Below are 18,935 nucleotides of genomic sequence, written 5' to 3' on the forward strand. Positions count from 1 at the left end.
CGCAAGCACTGCACTCCCACACCCTGCCCCGCCTGGGGCTCGTATCCACCGCCACCCTGACCACGGTGCTGTTCAAGCGCGGCTTTCGCAACGTCTTCCTGCAGGAAGTGCGGCCCGTGAACCCGGCCACCGCCCGCATGGTGGGCCTGGCGTTTACGCTGCGCTACATCCCGGCGCGCGAGGACCTGGACGGCCTCGACGCCTTCGACGACCCGGCGCACCCGCAGCGCGTGGCCGTGGAGACCTGCCCCGCCGGCCACGTGCTGGTGATGGACAGCCGCGGCGATGCGACGGCCGCGTCCTCGGGCAACATCCTCGTCACCCGCCTGATGCGCCGCGGCGTGGCCGGCGTGGTGACCGACGGCGGTTTCCGCGACTCGCCGGAAATCGCCGCCATGCCCTTCCCGGCCTTCCACCAGCGCCCCTCCGCTCCCACCAACCTGATCCGCCACCACGCCATCGACATCGGCCTGCCGATCGCCTGCGGCGGTGTGTCGGTGTACCCGGGCGACGTGCTGGTGGGCGACGCCGAAGGCGTGGTGTGCATCCCCCGCCACATCGCGGACGGCGTGGCGCGCGAGGCCTATGTGCAGACCATCTACGAAACCTGGGTGGAGGAGCGCATCGGCGCGGGTGACAGCCTGATCGGCACCTACCCGCTCATCGACCCCGAGCGCCGCCAGGCCTACGAAGCGTGGAAGGCCGCGCACGCCGACCGCTGGCCGCTCGCCCATGACTGATGCGCCGCCCCGCACCATCGCCCTGACCGGGGCGGCCGGCCGAATCGGCCGCGCCCTGCGACCCCACCTGCTGACCGGGTGCAGCGCGCTGCGCCTGCTGGACATGGCCCCGCTGCAGGCCGAGGACCCGCGCGAAACGGTGCACCAGCTGGACCTGGCGGACCGCGAAGCGCTGGCGCAGGCCCTGCAGGGCTGCGATGCCGTCGTGCACTTCGCGGGCTACCCGCGCGAGGCCGGCTGGGACACGCTGCTGGCGGCCAATGTCGTGGGCGTAGCCAACCTCTGGGAGGCGGCCCACGCCGCCGGCGTGCAGCGCATCGTCTACGCCAGCTCCAACCACGCCGTGGGCCTGTACCCGCGCAGCCAGACAATCGACGGCACGGCCTCGCCGCTGCCCGACAGCCGCTACGGCGTGAGCAAGGTCTTCATGGAGGCGCTGGCCGCCATGTACGCCATCAAGCACGGCGTGCGCGGCTTCGGCCTGCGCATCGGCCACTGCAGCGCCGCGCCTGCGGATGCCCGCGCGCTGAGCCACTGGATCCACCCGGAGGACCTGGCCCAGCTGGTGCAGGTGGGCCTCACGGCCGACTACACGCACGAGATCGTCTACGGCGCATCGGCCAACAGCCGTTCATGGTGGGCCGACGAGCGGGCCCGTGCGCTGGGCTACCGGCCGGTCCATTCGGCCGACCCGCACACCGCTGCGCTGGAGTCTGTTCGCTCGGGCGATCCCATCGCCGAGCATTTCCAGGGCGGCAGCTTTGCCGCCGCAGGCTTCGACAATGCACGCACCCCATTCCTCTGAGCCCATCGCCCCCAGCGTGCAGGAGCACCCTGGCAGCGGCCCCATCGAGGTCTGGCCCGTGGGCAACCGCGTGGGCGAGTCCCCAACATGGCACGCCGGCGAGCAGGCGCTGTACTGGATCGACGTGCGCGGCCAGCAGGTGCTGCGGCTCGAACCTGCGCGCCAGCGGCTCACGCGCTGGCAGCTGCCCGAGGTGGTGGGCGCGCTGGCGCTGTGGGGGGACGGCACCGTGCGCCTGGCCTTGCAGCAGCGCATCGTGGATCTGGACCTGCACACGGGCGCATTCCGCACGGTGTGCTCGCTGGCGCCGCACGAGCCGCCAGGCAACCGGCTCAACGATGGCAAGCGCTCACCCGGTGGGCGCTGGTTCGTCGTGGGCTCCATGGACGACCGGGCAGACAAGCAGGCCAGCGGCGGCCTGTACTGCGTGAGCGACAGCGGCGCCGTGCGCCAGCTGCACGCCGGCCTGGTGGTGGCCAACGGCATCGCCTGGAGCCCCGACGCGCGCACGCTGTACTTTTCGGACAGCTTTCGCGGCCAGGTCTGGCAGGCGGCGTGGAACGAGGCCGAGGGCACGATGGGCGCGCCCCGCCCCTTCGCGGACCTGGGCGAGGCCGAAGGCCGCCCCGATGGGGCGCAGGTCGATGCCACCGGGCGCTACTGGTCGGCCGGTGTGTCGGCCGGGGCCCTCAACATCCTGGCGCCCGATGGCACGCGGCACCGTCGCATCGCCCTGCCCTGCCGCGCGCCCACCATGTGCGCCTTCGGCGCGGCCAAGGACCTGTGGGTGACGAGCCTGGTGCGGCCCGGCTGGGAGCCCACGGCGCACGATGGCGCATTGCTCCGGTTGCAGATTTCCCGCTAGGCCGCGCGCAGCGCGCTCGGCGATACCCCCAGCACGCGCCGCATGCTGCGCGCCATGTGGCTCTGGTGCGAAAAACCCGCCGCCAGGGCTACCTCGCTGGCCGGCAGCCGGCCCTGGCGCAGCAGCGCGCTGGCGCGCTCCACCCGGCGCTGCACCACGTACTCGTGCACCGGCACGCCCAGCGAGCGCTTGAACAAGGTCTTGAAGTGCGACACGCTGCTGTGCGCCACCTTCGCCAGCACCGGCAGCGAGAGGTCTTCGTCCAGCCGGTTCTCGATGTAGTCCACCACCCGGCGCAGCTGCGCCGCGGACAGGCTGGGCAGTGCCTTCTTCGCGAGCGTGTAGCGGCCCAGCAGGTGCACGGCCAGGGCGGTGCCCAGGCTCTCGGCATACAGGCGGCCGTTGGGGGAGCCGGCCTGGCGCTCGGCTTCCAGCGCCCACGCGATGTGGGCCAGGTGCGCATCCTGGAACTGGTGGCGTGGCGCCAGGGCGGCGCGGCCGGCGGGCAGGCCGGCCTCTTGCGCCGTGCGCTCGAGCAGCGCCGGAGAAAAGCGCAGCACCACCGAGCGGCCGGGCCCGTCTTCGTGCCAGATGTCGGCCTGCCCGGCGGCAACGATGTCCACGTCACCACGCGTGTAGACAAAACGCTGCGCGCCGCAGATGCCCTGCACCGGCTCGCCCGAGTGCACGCGGATGCGCAGGTCCGCCAGCGGCCTGAGTTCGACCACACCGCCCGGTGTCTCCACCAGGTCCACCTGCAGGCCGGCGCGGCCGGGTGCCACCGCCAAAGCTGATTCGTCCATCCGTGCTCTCCAAACAGCCGTTCGTGCGCGACCGGCGCAGCGATTTTTCCGATTATTGGCTTGTCGCCGCGAGCGCACTTTTTGCCCGCGGTTTGGCGTTACTCCACGAAAGGCTTTTGCTATGAAGAAGACAACGACCGTGATCGGAATGGGCATGATGGGCAAGAAGCTGGCCGCGCTGCTGCTGCAGGCAGGCCATGCGGTGAGCGTCTGGAACCGCTCGCCGGCCGCTGCCGCCGAGGTGGTCGGCCAGGGCGCCACCCTGCACCAGGACGTGGCCCAGGCCATCGCCGCCAGCGAGGTGGTGGTGGTCTGCGTGAAGGACTACGAGGTGGCCAACGCCATCCTGCTGTCACCGGGCGCAGGTGCGGCGCTCCAGGGCCGCACCGTGGTCCACCTGACCACCGGCAGCCCCCGGGAGGCGCTGGAGATGGAGGCCTGGGTGCGCATCCAGGGCGCCCTGTACCTGGACGGCGCCATCCAGGCCGCGCCCGAACAGATGGGTGCGCCCACGACCCCGGTGCTGGTGTCGGGCGCACGGCAGGCCTTCGACAGCGCGCTGGCCGTGCTCCAGGTCTTCGGCGGCGGCATTGCCTACCTCGGTGAGCGCGCGTCCCTCGCCTCGGCCATGGACTTCGCCACGCTGTCCTATGTCTACGGCGCCACCCTGGGCTTCTTCCACGGTGCCCGCATCGCGGAAACCGAGGGCCTGGACGTCGCGCACTACGGCACCATCATCAACAAGATCGCGCCCTCGTTCGGCGAATTCCTGCAGCACGAGGGCCAGGTGATCCACAGCGGCGATTTCGCCATCACGCAAAGCCCGCTGCGCATCTCCATCGACGCCACGCGCCGCATCGCGCAGCACGCGCGCGACAGCGGCATCCACGCCGCCGTGCCCGAACTGGCAGAGACGCTGTTCCGCCAGGCCGAGGAAGCCGGCTATGCCGACGAGGAAGCGGCCGCCGTGGTCAAGGTGATGCGCGCGAACCGCTGAGCGAACGGATTCAGAGGCTGGGAATTTTTTGACCGTGTCCGAGGGGCGCGCCAGAACGCACTGGATCTAGGCGCAAAGCACAGCCATAGCGCGGGCTATGGCGAGCATTTGCAACGACGAGCCGGGGTGTTTTGGCGTGCAAGGCGGGCATGGGCGAAAGATAGTCAGCCTCTCAACGCCCGACCATGTTGCCCGGCACCACCCACTGGTCGAACTGCTCGCCCGTGACGTGGCCCGAGGCCACGGCGGCCTCGCGCAGGCTGGTGCCTTCCTTGTGCGCCTTCTTGGCAATGAAAGCCGCCTTGTCGTAGCCGATGTGGGTGTTGAGCGCCGTCACCAGCATCAGCGAGCGGTCCACCAGCTCGGTGATGCGCTCGCGGTTGGGCTCGATGCCCACGGCGCACTGGTCGTTGAAGCTGACCATGCCGTCGGCCAGCAGGCGCACGCTCTGCAGGAAGTTGTGCGCCACCATGGGGCGGAACACGTTGAGCTCGAAGTTGCCCGAGGCACCGCCGAAGTTGATGGCCACGTCGTTGCCGAACACCTGGGCCGCCAGCATGGTCACAGCCTCGCTCTGCGTGGGGTTGACCTTGCCGGGCATGATGGACGAGCCGGGCTCGTTCTCGGGGATGCTGAGCTCGCCGATGCCGCTGCGCGGGCCGCTGGCCAGCCAGCGCACGTCGTTGGCGATCTTCATCATGCTGGCCGCCAGGGTCTTCAAGGCGCCATGGGCGTGCACCAGGCCGTCCACCGAGGCCAGGGCCTCGAACTTGTTGGGCGCGGTGACGAAGGGCAGGCCCGTGAGGCGGGCCAGTTCGGCGGCGGACTGCTCTGCATAGCCCTTGGGGGCGTTCAGGCCCGTGCCCACGGCGGTGCCGCCCAGGGCCAGCTCGTACAGGTGGGGCAGCGCTGCGCGCACGTGGCGCTCGCCATGGTCGAGCTGGGCCACGTAGCCCGAGAACTCCTGGCCCAGCGTGAGCGGGGTGGCGTCCTGCAAATGGGTGCGGCCGATCTTGACGATGCCGTCGAAGTCCTTGGCCTTCTGGTCCAACGTGGCGCGCAGCTTGGCAATGGCAGGCAGCAGCTTGTGCGTGAGCGCCTCCACCGCCGCCACGTGCATGGCGGTGGGGAACACGTCGTTGCTCGACTGGCTGCGGTTCACGTCATCATTGGGGTGCACCAGGCGGCCTTCGCCGCGCTCGCCGCCCAGGATCTCGCTGGCGCGGTTGGCCAGCACCTCGTTGACGTTCATGTTGGTCTGCGTGCCCGAGCCCGTTTGCCACACCACCAGCGGGAACTCGCCCGGGTGCTTGCCGGCGATGACCTCATCGGCGGCGGCGACGATGGCCTCGGTCTTCTTCGCGTCCTGCAGGCCCAGGGCCTGGTTGACCACGGCCGAGGCGCGCTTGACCCTGGCCAGCGCCTTGATGATTTCGCGCGGCTGCTGCTCGCCCGAGATGTCGAAGTTCTGCAGCGAGCGCTGCGTCTGCGCGCCCCACAGCTTGTCGGCCGGCACCTCGATGGGGCCAAAGGTGTCGCGTTCGGTACGGGAGGTCATGGGAAACGGTTCTCCAGGGTAGACAACAGAACAGGAAGATGGGGCCATGCAGCCACCGGGGCGCCCGCGGCACCATGGTGCCGCTCACGCGAAGTATCCGGGCCGGGCAGAACCGGCGCGCCCGGGAGCATACGCCAAAATTGAACAATTCTCATTTACCACCTTTCAAACGGCCAGGGCCTGCGGGGGAATGGTCCCGGCAGCATCACACAGGGTCATAGAGCCCGACGGGCCGGTACAACTCGCCCATGTCCAAAGCCCCGGCTGCACTCGCATCGGGCAGCGCGATGTATCGGATGCCATGGACGCCGGCCTCCTCGAAGACCCGCCGGGCTTTTTCCGAGCAGATCAGGCTGGCCTGGCCCACGGGAATGTCCCTGGAATCGAACAGGTCGTAGCCGAAGCCGGGCCGCACCTGCATGCCCTCCAGGCCCGCCGCTGCCCTGCTTGCGCCAGGGCCCGGCTCAAGGCAGTCCCGCTGCAGGAACTTCCGGGGCACGGCGATCGCAACCTGGCGATCCGGCCTTGGCCGGCCATCGGCATCCACACACTCCACCTCTTTCAGCTGAAAGAAGCTGTGCCGGATCCGCCCCAGGCAATCGCTGAATTTCCGGCTGATCACATAGAAAAAGGGCGAGCCGGCTCTCACGTCGTAAAGATAGTCGCGCTTCTCGGTCAGGACAAGCCCGTCCTCTGGGAGCGCAGCGATCTGCCCCCCGTAGCGCCTGGGGCCTGCATACCAGGGCAGCAGCCCGTATTCACCATGGGGCCCGCAGTCCGCGGTGGCCAGAATGGATTGGTAGAACCCGGTGGGACACCCCGGGCGCTCGTCCATTGCCATGATGAAGTACCTGTTTTCCATGCCCTGAGCAGGCAAGCCGCCTGCGCCTCCTCTGCGCATCGTCTCAGCAGCCTGGCCAGGCCGCAAGCGGGGCGACAGGGACCACCGGGGCTAGAGCCGTCACTCCAGCATTTCTCGCAACAAATTGGTACACTTTCACCCCATAGATCCTGTTCGCGATCCCCTCCCGGTGCCTCGGCATGGCCGGACACCGTTCCACGGACGTCCGGCGCTGCCATCGGTGCCTGCCCGTGTCCCCTCCATCTTGTGTTGGTACATCGCGCCAAGCCGCACTGCGGCCTTGGCCCGGCCGCGCGAAAGACCGCGAACCGGATTGTCCAACCGCCTGCCTGCCCGCACGCACACGCGCCCCTCTTGACGGCGCGCGTGCGCGGGCGCAACCTGCCTACCAGCACACACCTTGAGCATCTCCATGAACGCGTTCATGCCCTTCAGCTACAACCTGTTCGTGGTGGCAGCGTCCTTTGCCATGGCCATGCTGGCCTCGTACGTCACGCTGGACCTGGCCCGGCGCGTGCGCACGGCACAGCGCCGCGTGGGCCTGGCCTGGTGGGCAGCGGGTTCTCTCGTCATGGGCACGGGCATCTGGTCCATGCACTTTCTGGGCATGCAGGCCTTCAAGCTGCCCATCGAGATCGGGTTCTCCGGCGGTGCCACCCTGCTGTCCTGGCTGGCGGCCGTGGCCGCATCGGCCGTGGCGCTGGAACTGGCCAGCCGCGAGCAGTTCGGCAGCATCCAGTTGGTGATGGGTGCGCTGGTGATGGGCGCCGGCATCAGCGGCATGCACTACATCGGCATGGCCGCCATGGACATGAACCCCGGCATCGTCTGGGACCACCGGGTGGTGGTGCTGTCGGTGGTGATCGCGGTGCTGGCCTCGGCCTCGGCGCTGCTCATCTTCAAGCTGCTGCGCCGCGTGCGGCCCCGCCAGCGCCTGCCCTACCAGCTGGCCGCCTCCTTCGTGATGGCCGTTGCCATCTGCGGCATGCATTACACCGGCATGGCGGCGGCGCGCTTCGCCGTGGGCTCGGTCTGCCTGAGCGCGGGCGAGCTGGGCGGCCCGGGCCTCACGGCCATGGTGCTCATGGCCACCGGCATGCTGCTGGTGAGCACGCTGTTCACCTCCATCCTGGACGCACGGCTGCAGACTACGGCCGAGCACCTCACGCGCTCACTGCAGGAGAGCAATGCGCGCCTGCAGGCCGCCAACGACGAACTACAAAAGCGCGCCTTTGCCGACGCCCTGACCGGCCTGCCCAACCGCCTGCTGTTCGAAGACCGGCTCATCCACGCCCTGCTGCGCCTGGACCGCACCAACCACCTGCGCGTGGAAGACCGGCTGGCCGTGCTGTTCGTGGACCTTGACGGCTTCAAGCCCATCAACGACTCCTTTGGCCATGCGGCGGGCGACGTGATCCTGCGCGGCGCCGCCGACCGACTGCGCAAGGAGGCACGCGAATGCGACACCGTGGCGCGCGTGGGGGGTGACGAGTTCCTGATCCTGCTGGAGGACGTGAGCGACGTGGCCGCCTGCGTCACCATGGCCAACCGGGTGCTGGAGTCGCTGTCGCGGCCCTTCGAGGTGTCGGGCAAGAAGGTGCAGATCGCCTGCTCCATCGGCATCGTGGTGCACCCCGACCATGGCGAGCGCACCAAGCTGGTGGCCAATGCCGATGCCGCCATGTACGCCGCCAAACGCGCCGGGGGCGGCTGTTATGCCCTGTTCGAGCCCCACATGGGCTCGGACGCCTCGGAACAGCTGGAGCTGCAGAACGACCTGCGCCAGGCCATCGAGCGCGGCGAGCTGGCACTGCACTACCAGCCCAAGATCGACGGCACACGCGGCCAGATCAGCGGCGTGGAAGCCCTGCTGCGCTGGAACCACCCCAAGCACGGCATGGTCAGCCCCATGGTGTTCATCGCGCTGGCCGAACGTTTCGGCCTGATCAACAAGCTGGGCAACTGGGTCATCAACGAGGCCTGCCGCCAGACCGCCGAGTGGGCTCGCAATGGCATGCGCATGCGCGTGGCCATCAACCTGTCGGTGCACCAACTGCGCGAGAGCGGCCTGGCCGACCGCATCGGGCATGCCTTGAGGTTCCATGGCCTCGACGCCTCGCAGCTGCTGTGCGAGATCACCGAGTCGGTGGCCATGGAAGACATCAAGGCCACGCAGCGCACCTTCGACGGGCTGGCGCGCATCGGCGTGTTCCTGTCCATCGACGACTTCGGCACCGGCTATTCGAGCCTGAACTACCTGCGCCAACTGCCTGCGCAGCAGCTCAAGATCGACCGCAGCTTCGTCAATGACCTGGAAAACAGCGAAGACGCCCGTGCCGTGGTCAGCGCAGTGGTGAGCCTGGCGCACGCCCTGGGCCTGCGCGTGGTGGCCGAGGGTGTGGAGACCGAGGGCCAGCGCGACATCCTGCTGGCCATGGACTGTGACGAACTGCAAGGCTTCTTCTTTGCCCGCCCCATGCCGGCGGATTCGCTGTTCGCCTGGTCGCAGGGCGAAAAACCCGAGGGCGCCGTGGACTTCACCCCCTCCGTCATCGGGAGTTTGTAAGCCCTGCAGGCCCATGCCGGGCCCCTGTGACCATCCGTAGCAAATCATCGGCATGTTCTTACAGTGCGCATGGCCCAACGCGCGCACCATGGCACCACAGTGGCCGCACCGCCATTGACGTGCCGACTCACGTTGACCGGTGCGCACCCAGCCATTACGGAGACTCCCATGGCCACCAGCAGCCTGCTCGGCATCGACGCCGACAACCTTCCGCCCTTGCACAGCGCCACCGGCAACGACAGCATGGGCCCCAGCGATGCCTCCGATTCGGGCAGCGACAGCGCGGGCGTGTACAGCGCCGACCCCGAGATGGACACCGACCGCTACGGCACCGGCGAGCGCGCCAGCGTGGAACCCGGCCTGCACCGCGAGGCGCGCGACATCCTGCCCGACCACATGGAGGCCTTCTCGCCCGACGCCGATGGAGACGGCGAGTTGGTGGCCGAGCCCCCCGTGGACGTGGATGCGGACCTGTACCCCGAAGAGGAAACCGAAGAGCCCGGGGCCGAGGACGAGCCCGCCTAAGCCAGCAAGGCCTCGCGCACCGCGTCGAAGCTGCGCTGGTCGGGCGCGCAGACCAGCCCGCCGGTCGAGTGGGACGGCAGGTAGCCGCTGCCATCGAAGTGGCCCGAACACCCACCCGCCTCGCGGTGCAGCAGCCAGCCGGCCGCATGGTCCCAGGGCATGAGCTTGTTGTAGAACAGCGCATGCACATGGCCGGCTGCCGCCAGCCGGTACTCGTGCGCCGCGCAGCGGAACCAGGTGCTCATGCCCAGGCGCGACAGCCGCGAGTTGACCTCGGTGCGCAAGGGCTCGGGCAGGAAGTTGGTGCCGACCACGCATTCCATCTCGCCCACCGGCACCGGCGGCGCCACCTGCAGCGCCGTGCGCTCGCCAGCGGCCGACTCCATCCAGGCCCCGCCACCCCGGATCGCATACGCCGTGTCCGCACGCACCGGGTCGTGGATCGCCGCAGCCACCACCTCGCCCGCCACAGTCACCGCCGCCATCACCCCGAACAGCGGCAGGCCCGAGGCGAAATTCTTCGTGCCGTCCAAAGGATCGATGATGAAGGCCAGGTCCGCCGTGGCGATGGACGGCAGCAGCGAAGGGTCGCGTCCGGCGGATTCCTCGCCGATGCAGGCGGCCCCGGTGCCGTGGCGTGCACGCAAGGCCGAGAGGATGGCCGCCTCCGCCGCCTCATCGGCCTCATCGGCCTCCGTCACGATGTCGAAGGCCGAGGTTTTTTGTCTGCGGTCCACGCCGGACAGGCGCGCGAAGCGGGGCATGATTTCCGTGTGGGCGGCGTCGGCGAGCACGCTCCCCAGAAACGCGAGTTCGGTGGCGGGAAAGGTCATGCCCGGTAGTGTCACCGGGAACCGGCCGCCGCCACGGTGCAAGTCCCTCAATCGCCCTTGAAGCCCGACTTCCTGATGACCGGCAGCCAGCGCGCCGCCGCGCGCTCGGTGGCAGCGGCCACCTCGGCGGGCTCGGACCCCGGCACCGCGTCGTAGCCCGTGTGCAGCAGCTTGCTGCGCACCTCGTCCTGGGCCAGCACCTTGCGCAGCGCCTGGTTCCATTGGGCAATGGCGGCGGGCGGGGTGTCGGCACGCGCATAGACCACATAGCCCGAGGTGGCCACCAGGTCGGGAAAGCCCGATTCCGCGAACGTGGGCACGTCGGGAAGGCTGGCCGCGCGGCGGCTGCCCGACACCGCCAGCACGCGGATCTTGCCGGCCCGGTGGAACTCCATGAAGGTGGTGGTGGCGTCCATGCCTGCGGGAATCTGCCCGGCCAGCAGGTCGTTGAGCATGGGGGTGCCGCCCTTGTAGGGCACGATCTGCCCCTTGGTGGCAGACTGGGCGATGAAGTCCATGGCCAGGAAGTGCAGCAGCGAGCCGATCAGCGAGATGCCGATGTCGGCCTGCGCGGGCTGGGTGCGCGCGGCCTGCAGGTACTGCGCCAGGGTCTTGTGGGGAGAATTGGCCCCCACGGCAATGCCGAACTGCAGCGTGGCGACGTCGGTGATGGGGCGAAAGTCCTTCATCGGGTCGTAGCGCATGCCGGAGTAGATCGCCGGGCCGATGAACATCGGGTCCACGGGCGAGAGCAGTACCGTACCACCATCGGCCGGGGCGTTGCGCAGCGCCTCACCGGCAATCCGCGTCGCACCGCCGGGCCGGTTGTCCACGACGACATTGCGGCCCAGCTCGGCCTTGAGCTTGTCGGCCAGCACCCGCGCCAGAAAATCGCCCGCGCCGCCGGGCGGAAACGGCATCAGCATGGTGGCGTAGTCCCTGGACTGCGCGCCAGCGCCCATCGGCAGGCCGGCCGCGGCCAGCATGCCGCCCAGCAGAGCCAGCTTGCGCCGCTGCGCGGCAAAGGCGGGGGAAACGGAGAGATCGTCAGCAGACATGGGGTACCTCACAGGGTGGGGGATGGGACAGACGGGGAGACAAGCATTCAACGGTTCAGCAGCGCAACGAACCCGGCGCGTTCTTCGATGACCTGTGCAGCATCGAGCAGCAGATCGTCGCGGAAACGCCCCGCCACCAGTTGCACGCCCATGGGCACTGCCCCGTGCGTGCCGGTGGGCACGGCAATGCCCGGCAGGCCCAGGCAGGCCGTGGCCAGCAGGGGGCTTTGCGCATCGAGCAGCGCGCGAAAGCGCGGCCAGGACTGCGTGTCTTCGTCCTGCGGCGCAGGGGGCTGCCAGGACACGGGCATGAGCAGCAGCGGGAAGCGGTCCAGGAACACCGACCACTGCCGCGCCAGCCCGGCGCGCTGGGCCAGGGCATCCTGGAAGGCATCACGCCCGCCCTCGGCAATGCCGTGCTCCATGAACCCCTGACTCGCGCGCATGGCCTCGTCCCCATGGTCGCGGATGGCGGCGCTGATGCCGCGGCGGCCGTCCTCGACGCCGAGCACGCGCCACAGCTCGGCCGCGTCCAGCAGCGCGGGTGGCTGAACCTCTTCGACCGCATAGCCCGCATCGGCCAGCCAGTGCGCGGCCTCGTCGAGCGCCTGCACCACGGCGGGGTGGGTGGCAATGCCCGGGTAGGAGCGGCACAGCGCCACGCGCAGGCCTTGCTGGGCCGCTGGCTCCGAAGCCAGCGGCCAGGGCAGGCAGTTCGGGTCGCGCGCGTCGAAAACCGCCATGGCCTGCATGGCCAGCCGCAGGTCGGCCACCGACCGCGCCAGCGGCCCTTGGGCCGACATCAGCTGCGCGGTGATGCCACGCTCTGCCGCCGTACTCGGGTTGTAGGCCGGGATGCGGCCCACGGTGGGGCGCAGGCCGGCCACGCCGCAGCAGTAGGCCGGGTAGCGGATCGATCCACCCATGTCGTTGCCATGGGCGATGGCGCCCATGCCGCAGGCCACGGCCGCCGCCGCCCCGCCGCTGGAGCCCCCGGGCGTGGTGCCTGCATCCCAGGGGTTGAGGGTGCGGCCATGCACCGCGTTGTCGGTGAACCAGCGCACCGAGTAGGTGGCCGTGTTCGTGCGGCCCACGAGGATGGCGCCGGCACGGCGCAGGTTGGCCACCACGGGCGCGTCCTCCTGCGCGATGAGCCCGCGCTGGGCCACGGAGCCATTCGTCGTGGCCAGCCCCGCCTGGTCCACATTGACCTTGGTGGTGACCGGCACGCCGTGCAACACACCCAGCGGCCCGCCCGCGGCCACCTGGCGGTCGGCGGTATCGGCCGCAGCCAGCGCCGCCTGCTCCAGCACCTCGGTCAGGGCGTTGACCCCGGGGTTGGCGGCCTGGATGCGCGCCAGCACGCTGGTGGTCACCTCCCGGCACGACAGCTCCTTGCGCCGGATCGCAGCGGCGGTTTCCGCGGCGCCAAGGCGCCAGAGTTCCTGGGAGGTGTCGTACATGAACAAGGTCCTTCTGGTCGGATGTGGGTGGAATGGACGCAGCGTACGAGGCCCCAGGCTCTCGCGTAAGATGCCTTGAACACGTTGGCAATAACCACAGGTTGTCACCCAGGATGAAGGATTACCAGCTCAAGGCCCTGCTGCAGGTGGTCGATGCCGGCAGCATCCGCGCCGCGGCGCGCGCACTCGGCGTGAGCCAGCCCGCCGTGACCAAGGCCATCCGCGAGCTGGAGGCCGAGGTCGATGCGCCGCTGGTGCACCGCAGCTCCCGCGGCGTGGAGCTGACCGAATGCGGTCGGCAATTGACCATCCGCGCGCGCCTGGTGCAGGCGCAGCTGGCCATGGCGCGCCAGGACATCCGCCAGCTGCAGGGCGGCCAGCAGGCCTCGGTGGCGGTGTCCGTGACGCCCGTGGTGTTCATGGGCGCGCTGCCCGAGGTGTTGCGCGAATTCCAGCGTGCAATGCCCCAGGCCCAGGTGCGGCTGTTCGAAGGCCTGATGCCGCTGGCCCTGCCGCAGCTGCGCGAGGGTTTTGTGGACTTCGCCGTGGCCGCCGCCGTCGAAGACTCGCTGGACTCCGACCTGGAGCTGGAGCCCATCGCCCCCATCCCGATGATGGTGGCCTGCCGCCCCGGCCATCCCCTGGCGGGCGCCACCACCTGGGAAGAATTGGTCGATGCCGAATGGCTGGTGCACCGCGCGCCGGGCAGCCACCACACGGTGCTGTTCGAGCGCTTCGTGCGCCAAGGCCTGCCCGTGCCCCAGCGGCTGATCGAGGCCAACACCTTCGGCGTGTCGTGGAGCCTGATGACGCGCAGCGACCTGCTGCTGATGCTGCCCGAGCGGTTTTTGTCCATCGAGCCCTACTGCCGCCAGATCGTGCGCGTGCCCCTGCGCATGGAGCTGCCGGCGCTCACGCTGGGCATCCTGAAGCTCAGGGCCTCGCCGCTGTCGCTTGCTGCGGGCAAGCTGGCCACGCTATTCCAGCGGTACTGCCGATAGGCCAATCTCCAGGGGGCTTGCCGAAGCGCCAGCACGGTGTAAGCGCGCGGGTGGGATAATCGCTGTCTGGCGTCTTCCCCGGACAGCCAGCAGCGCGCACAGACGCGCTCCTCTCCGCCCACGACAGAAACACGATGACCACCACGATCAAGTACGACGATCTCGTCGAGTCCGTTGCTGCTGCGCTGCAGTACATCTCCTACTACCACCCCACCGACTACATCGCCCACCTGGCGCGCGCCTACGAGCGCGAGCAGAGCGCTGCAGCCAAGGACGCGATCGCCCAGATCCTGACCAACAGCAAGATGAGCGCCACCGGCCAGCGCCCCATCTGCCAGGACACCGGTATCGTCAACGTCTTCCTCAAGGTGGGCATGGACGTGCGCTGGGAAGGCTTCCCCGCCGGCCTCGAAGACGCCATCAACGAAGGCGTGCGCCGCGGCTACAACCACCCTGACAACACGCTGCGCGCCAGCGTGGTGGCCGACCCGCAGTTCGATCGCAAGAACACCAAGGACAACACGCCCGCGGTGATCTTCGCCCAGATCGTGCCCGGCAACACGGTGGACATCACCGTTGCCGCCAAGGGCGGTGGCAGCGAGAACAAGAGCAAGATGATCATGCTCAACCCCGGCGACAACGTCATCGACTGGGTGCTCAAGACCGTGCCCACCATGGGTGCCGGCTGGTGCCCGCCGGGCATGCTCGGGATCGGCATCGGCGGCACGGCCGAGAAGGCGGTGCTGCTGGCCAAGGAAAGCCTGATGGACGACCTGAACATGTACGAGTTGCAGGCCAAGTCCTCGCGCGGCGAGAAGCTCGACAAGGTCGAGGAAATGCGCCTGGAGCTGTACGAGAAGGTCAACGCCCTGGGCATCGGCGCCCAAGGCCTGGGCGGCCTGACCACGGTGCTGGACGTCAAGATCAAGATGTACCCCACCCATGCGGCCAGCAAGCCCGTGGCCATGATCCCCAACTGCGCGGCCACGCGCCACGCCCACTTCGTGATGGATGGCTCGGGCCCGGTGTACATCACCCCGCCCTCGCTGGACCTGTGGCCCAACGTGAACTGGGCGCCCGACTACAACAAGAGCAAGAAGGTCAACCTGGACACCCTGACCAAGGAAGAAGTGGCCAGCTGGAAGCCCGGCGACACCCTCTTGCTCAACGGCAAGATGCTGACCGGCCGCGACGCTGCGCACAAGCGCATCCAGGACATGCTGGCCCGGGGCGAGAAGCTGCCCGTGGACTTCACCAACCGCGTGATCTACTACGTGGGCCCGGTGGACCCGGTCAAGGACGAGGCCGTGGGCCCGGCCGGCCCGACCACGGCCACGCGCATGGACGGCTTCACCGAGATGATGCTGGCCGAGACGGGTTTGATCGCCATGATCGGCAAGTCCGAGCGCGGCCCGGTGGCCATCGAGGCGATCAAGAAGCACCAGAGCGCCTACCTGATGGCCGTGGGCGGCGCCGCCTACCTGGTGAGCAAGGCCATCAAGAAGGCCAAGGTACTGGGCTTTGCCGACCTGGGCATGGAGGCCATCTACGAATTCGACGTGGTTGACATGCCGGTGACGGTGGCGGTGGATGCAGGCGGCACCAGCGCCCACATCACGGGGCCGGCCGAGTGGCAAAAGCGCATTGCCACCGGTGAATTCCGCGGCATCGAGGTAGCGGCGGCCTGAACGGCTGACAGCCCCGGCTGAAACCACGGTCCCCCGGTCGCGCACCAAGCGCTGCCGGGGGATTTTTTTTAGGCCTCCCTCATCCCTGCGCGAGTCCAGCAGCGCTCACAGGTTTTCGCGCCGCCTTCCGTGCATGGAGGGCCCGGCAGCGTTACAGTGCGGGGCATCGATCGCATGCCTGCCCCGCCCTATTCCTTTCTCCCATGACCTCCCCGAATTCCCAGCCCATCGGTGTGTTTGACAGCGGTGTGGGCGGCCTGAGCGTGCTGCGCGCCCTGCGCGCCGAGCTGCCGCACGAGCGCTTTGTCTACCTGGCCGACAGCGCCCATGCCCCCTACGGCGAGCGCGGCGATACCTATGTGGGCGCACGCACCCATGCCATCACGCGCCACCTGCTGGAGCAGCATGGCATCAAGGCCCTGGTGGTGGCCTGCAACACGGCCACGGCGGCGGCCATCCACGAAGTGCGCAGCCGCTACCCGGCGCTGCCGCTGGTGGGCCTGGAGCCGGCCATCAAGCCCGCGCTGGCGGCCACGCAGACCGGCCGGGTGGGCGTGATCGGCACGCGCGGTACCCTCACCAGCGCCAAGTTCGGCAAGCTGCTGGCCAGCCTGCAGGGCAGCACCGAGTTCGTGGTGCAGCCCTGCGACGGCCTGGCCCATGCCATCGAGCGCAGCGTGGACCGTCCCGTGCCTGCAAGCCCCGAAGGCACCGAGACCTGGGAACTGTGCGAACGCTACATCGAGGCCATGGGTGCCTTCGGCACCGCCGCAGGCCAGATGGACACCCTGGTGCTGGGCTGCACGCACTACATCTTTGCCGAGCGCGACCTGCGCGCCTTGGTCGGGCCCGAGGTGCGCTTCATCGAGACCGGCGAGGCCGTGGCGCGCCAGACGCGGCGCCTGCTCGAAGGGGCCGGCCTGCTGGCCGGGCCGCAAGCGCAACCACCTGAGGTACAGCTGTTCACCACCGGCGGCCTGCCCCAGTTGCAATCGGCCGCGCAGCGCTGGCTGGAGCTGCCCGCGGCGTCATGCCAGACGGTGGCGATTCCCTCGCCGGCCACCGAGCCCAGCGCTGCCTAGCATGCGGATCCGACAGACCCTCATGGCCCTGGCGGCGGTGCTGGCAGCCGCCTGCGCCACGGCGCAGACCGAAGCCCCTGCCACCGCGGCCCCGGCTGCCACACCTGCGGAACAAGCCCAACAACTCGCGGACCTGGAACAGGCCCAGCGCGAACTGCTCAAGGAGCTCAAGCGCCAGCTGGCGGAAATGCCCGAGACCGTGCGCAAGCAGCGGCTGCGCGCACGCATTGCCGAGATCGAGGGCCGCGCCAACCCGCCCCGGGACCTGTACATCTCGCCCAGCGCCAAGATGAGTGCGCCGATGAAGACCTACTACGCGCGCATGAAGCAGCGCATCGAGGACTGCGGCACGCGCCATTTTCCGAGCAAAGACGGGAAGCGGCTGTATGGCCAGGGCATCGTGGGCATCACCCTGGCCAACAACGGCGCGGTGATCCAGGCCGATGTGCTGCAGTCATCGCAAGACCGCACGCTGGACGCGCACATGCTCAAGGTCGTGCAGGCATCGGCCCCCTTCGGCACGCCGCCCGCCAAGCCCATGGCCGACGGCTCGCAACGCTACCGCCGCCTGGTCGTCATCACGGGCTTCGACTTCAACCGCGACAGCGACAAACCCGCCCCCGAGCCAGTACCACCCCAGGAACGCTGCAAGTGGGAATGAGCTAGCGCGCGCGGATCTTCACGCCGGCTCGCCACCCCAAAGCCGCTCACCCGTGTGCTCCACATGGGTCAGGTACATGCGCAGGTCGAACTCGTACTGGTGGTACTGCGGCTCCATGTGCTGGCACAGCTGGTAGAAGGCCTTGCCATGGTCCTTCTCGCGCAGGTGCGCGAGTTCGTGCACGACGATCATGCGCAGGAACTCATCAGGGCCCTGCTTGAACATCGCGGCGATGCGGATCTCGTGCTTGGTTGCGAGCCTGTTGCCCTGCACGCGCGAGACGGTGGTGTGCAGGCCCAGGGCATGCCGCACCACATGGATCTTGTTGTCGAAAAGCACCTTGTTGATGGTGCCGGCATTGCGCAGGTGGCGGTTTTTCAGCTCCTGCGCGTAGTCGTACAGCGCCTTGTCGCTGCGCACGGCATGGGCGTCGGGGTACTTCCTCAGCAGCGCTGCGCCCAGGCGGCCCTGGGCGAGCAGGTCGCGCGCCTGCTGCTGCAGGGGCGCGGGGTAGGACTGCAGGTAGGGCAGCTGTGCGGGAACGGTCGTCGTCACGCGCCACGCCCCTGGTGCCCGCGCAGGGGGCTGCGGCAGGCCATCGAAATCAGTGCAGGTGGCGTGGCCGGCGGCCACCACCGCCATGGCCGCTGCCGCCCGCGCCGCCACTGCCGCCGCGTGGCGGCTTGCCGATCTCCAGCGAGTTCACCAGCGCGTCGAAGCGCTGGCTGAACAGCTTGTCGATCTCGGCCACCACGCCGCCGAGCTCGGCGCCGTCGAAATGGCGTTCCATCATGTTCACCACGTCCTGCACCAGCAGGTCGCGCTGCACCTGCATGATGGCGGCGGGCGTGGGGCCCACGAAGAGCATCAGGAAGTCGTCGCGCGACTCGGCGCCTTCGGCTCCCTCGTCCTCTTCGTCGAAGTCCGCGTCGTAGAAGGTGACCTCGATGGCCGCGCCCAGTTCGGACAGCTCGTTGAGGCTCATGCACATCTCGTCGAGCGACTGGCGAAAGTCCTCGTCGCCGCGCACCGTCCAGCACATCTGCAGCAGGTGCTCCTGGGCATCGTACTTGATGCCGGGCTCTTCTTCGTAGGCGCTGGCGGCGCCATCGGCCAGCGAGCGCGCGCCCGCATACTTCCACAAGGGCTTCAGGGCCTCCTGGATCTGCTCGAAGCTGGCATCGGCGCGCAGCTGGACCTGTCCGTGGACGTGGATTTCGAAGGGTGCGTTGTAACTTGACATGATTTTTCGAATCGTAATGGTGCCCGGAGCCGGGATCGGCAAGCCCCATGCCTACTGGCTTGCCCTGGATTCTCAAGGAAACTGGGGGCGTTGACTGCGTTGGCGCATCCTTTCAGCACCACGATAGCGCTATTTTCTCATGGCGCCAAGGGCACCCGGAACAAAGCACGGCCCCCCACACCTCG

Annotated in this window: 18 protein-coding genes; 10 read left to right on the forward strand and 8 right to left on the reverse strand. The window is 68.9% G+C overall.

Annotation, left to right across the window (positions count from 1 at the left end):
• Positions 1-8: 8 nt before the first annotated feature.
• From AC3WOH_RS09090 to AC3WOH_RS09100, 3 genes are read left to right on the forward strand one after another with little or no spacing between them, the layout of a single operon-like run.
• Positions 9-740 carry a ribonuclease activity regulator RraA gene (locus AC3WOH_RS09090; protein ID WP_492229237.1) on the forward strand — a complete coding sequence of 244 codons (732 nt, stop codon included), beginning with the start codon at positions 9-11 and terminating at the stop codon, positions 738-740.
• The gene (locus tag AC3WOH_RS09095; protein WP_492229040.1) at positions 733-1,545 is read left to right on the forward strand and encodes an NAD-dependent epimerase/dehydratase family protein; all 813 of its coding nucleotides are present in this window, start codon (positions 733-735) and stop codon (positions 1,543-1,545) included. The genes AC3WOH_RS09090 and AC3WOH_RS09095 overlap by 8 nt, the downstream gene beginning before the upstream one ends.
• Positions 1,523-2,410, forward strand: coding sequence for an SMP-30/gluconolactonase/LRE family protein (locus tag AC3WOH_RS09100; RefSeq protein WP_492229041.1), 888 nt, complete (start codon positions 1,523-1,525; stop codon positions 2,408-2,410). Before AC3WOH_RS09095 ends, AC3WOH_RS09100 begins: the two co-directional genes overlap by 23 nt.
• Here the strand turns inward: AC3WOH_RS09100 and AC3WOH_RS09105 are convergent.
• Complete coding sequence (locus AC3WOH_RS09105; protein WP_492229042.1) at positions 2,407-3,213, reverse strand: helix-turn-helix domain-containing protein; 807 nt, start codon at positions 3,211-3,213, stop codon at positions 2,407-2,409. The genes AC3WOH_RS09100 and AC3WOH_RS09105 overlap by 4 nt on opposite strands.
• 121 nt (positions 3,214-3,334) lie before the next feature.
• Here AC3WOH_RS09105 and AC3WOH_RS09110 point away from each other — a divergent pair, with 121 nt between their 5' ends.
• Positions 3,335-4,210 carry an NAD(P)-dependent oxidoreductase gene (locus AC3WOH_RS09110; RefSeq protein WP_492229043.1) on the forward strand — a complete coding sequence of 292 codons (876 nt, stop codon included), beginning with the start codon at positions 3,335-3,337 and terminating at the stop codon, positions 4,208-4,210.
• Between the two features lie 172 nt (positions 4,211-4,382).
• Here the strand turns inward: AC3WOH_RS09110 and fumC are convergent, their stop codons facing one another.
• Together fumC and AC3WOH_RS09120 are read right to left on the reverse strand one after the other, a co-directional pair.
• Positions 4,383-5,768: a class II fumarate hydratase gene (fumC, locus tag AC3WOH_RS09115; RefSeq protein ID WP_492229044.1), complete on the reverse strand. Its 1,386-nt coding sequence runs from the start codon at positions 5,766-5,768 to the stop codon at positions 4,383-4,385.
• 205 nt (positions 5,769-5,973) lie between these two features.
• Complete coding sequence (locus tag AC3WOH_RS09120; RefSeq protein ID WP_492229045.1) at positions 5,974-6,609, reverse strand: hypothetical protein; 636 nt, start codon at positions 6,607-6,609, stop codon at positions 5,974-5,976.
• 433 nt (positions 6,610-7,042) lie between these two features.
• Between AC3WOH_RS09120 and AC3WOH_RS09125 the strand changes: the two genes are divergently transcribed.
• Together AC3WOH_RS09125 and AC3WOH_RS09130 are read left to right on the forward strand one after the other, a co-directional pair.
• Complete coding sequence (locus AC3WOH_RS09125; RefSeq protein ID WP_492229046.1) at positions 7,043-9,196, forward strand: putative bifunctional diguanylate cyclase/phosphodiesterase; 2,154 nt, start codon at positions 7,043-7,045, stop codon at positions 9,194-9,196.
• A 168-nt stretch (positions 9,197-9,364) separates the two neighbouring features.
• Positions 9,365-9,721, forward strand: coding sequence for a hypothetical protein (locus AC3WOH_RS09130; RefSeq protein ID WP_492229047.1), 357 nt, complete (start codon positions 9,365-9,367; stop codon positions 9,719-9,721).
• Here the strand turns inward: AC3WOH_RS09130 and AC3WOH_RS09135 are convergent.
• Genes AC3WOH_RS09135 through AC3WOH_RS09145 form a run of 3 tightly spaced genes read right to left on the reverse strand, consistent with a single transcriptional unit; the run spans position 9,718 to position 13,075 of the window.
• Positions 9,718-10,554: an inositol monophosphatase family protein gene (locus tag AC3WOH_RS09135; protein ID WP_492229048.1), complete on the reverse strand. Its 837-nt coding sequence runs from the start codon at positions 10,552-10,554 to the stop codon at positions 9,718-9,720. The genes AC3WOH_RS09130 and AC3WOH_RS09135 overlap by 4 nt on opposite strands.
• A gap of 47 nt (positions 10,555-10,601) precedes the next feature.
• Complete coding sequence (locus AC3WOH_RS09140) at positions 10,602-11,612, reverse strand: tripartite tricarboxylate transporter substrate-binding protein (RefSeq protein WP_492229049.1); 1,011 nt, start codon at positions 11,610-11,612, stop codon at positions 10,602-10,604.
• A 47-nt stretch (positions 11,613-11,659) separates the two neighbouring features.
• Positions 11,660-13,075 (reverse strand): amidase family protein, encoded by a 1,416-nt coding sequence (locus tag AC3WOH_RS09145; RefSeq protein WP_492229050.1) that lies wholly within the window; start codon positions 13,073-13,075, stop codon positions 11,660-11,662.
• 113 nt (positions 13,076-13,188) lie between these two features.
• On the opposite strand from AC3WOH_RS09145, the gene AC3WOH_RS09150 reads away from it, so the two are divergent.
• From AC3WOH_RS09150 to AC3WOH_RS09165, 4 genes are all read left to right on the forward strand, one after another.
• The gene (locus tag AC3WOH_RS09150) at positions 13,189-14,076 is read left to right on the forward strand and encodes a LysR substrate-binding domain-containing protein (RefSeq protein ID WP_492229051.1); all 888 of its coding nucleotides are present in this window, start codon (positions 13,189-13,191) and stop codon (positions 14,074-14,076) included.
• Positions 14,077-14,210: 134 nt separating this feature from the next.
• Positions 14,211-15,764: a fumarate hydratase gene (locus AC3WOH_RS09155; RefSeq protein WP_492229052.1), complete on the forward strand. Its 1,554-nt coding sequence runs from the start codon at positions 14,211-14,213 to the stop codon at positions 15,762-15,764.
• Between the two features lie 203 nt (positions 15,765-15,967).
• A complete protein-coding gene (gene murI / locus AC3WOH_RS09160; RefSeq protein ID WP_492229053.1) occupies positions 15,968-16,846 on the forward strand; it encodes a glutamate racemase in 879 nt (292 codons plus the stop codon).
• A 1-nt stretch (position 16,847) separates the two neighbouring features.
• Positions 16,848-17,507, forward strand: a complete 660-nt coding sequence (locus AC3WOH_RS09165; protein ID WP_492229054.1) for a TonB family protein — start codon at positions 16,848-16,850, stop codon at positions 17,505-17,507.
• Positions 17,508-17,525: 18 nt separating this feature from the next.
• On the opposite strand, the gene AC3WOH_RS09170 is transcribed toward AC3WOH_RS09165, so the two are convergent.
• Positions 17,526-18,062, reverse strand: coding sequence for a M48 metallopeptidase family protein (locus AC3WOH_RS09170; RefSeq protein WP_492229055.1), 537 nt, complete (start codon positions 18,060-18,062; stop codon positions 17,526-17,528).
• A 49-nt stretch (positions 18,063-18,111) separates the two neighbouring features.
• Entirely contained in the window at positions 18,112-18,750 is a 639-nt protein-coding gene (locus AC3WOH_RS09175) for a DUF6806 family protein (RefSeq protein ID WP_184861553.1), read from the reverse strand.
• Positions 18,751-18,935 lie beyond the last annotated feature (185 nt).

This window comes from Acidovorax sp. FW305-C-20-28 (assembly GCF_058783375.1).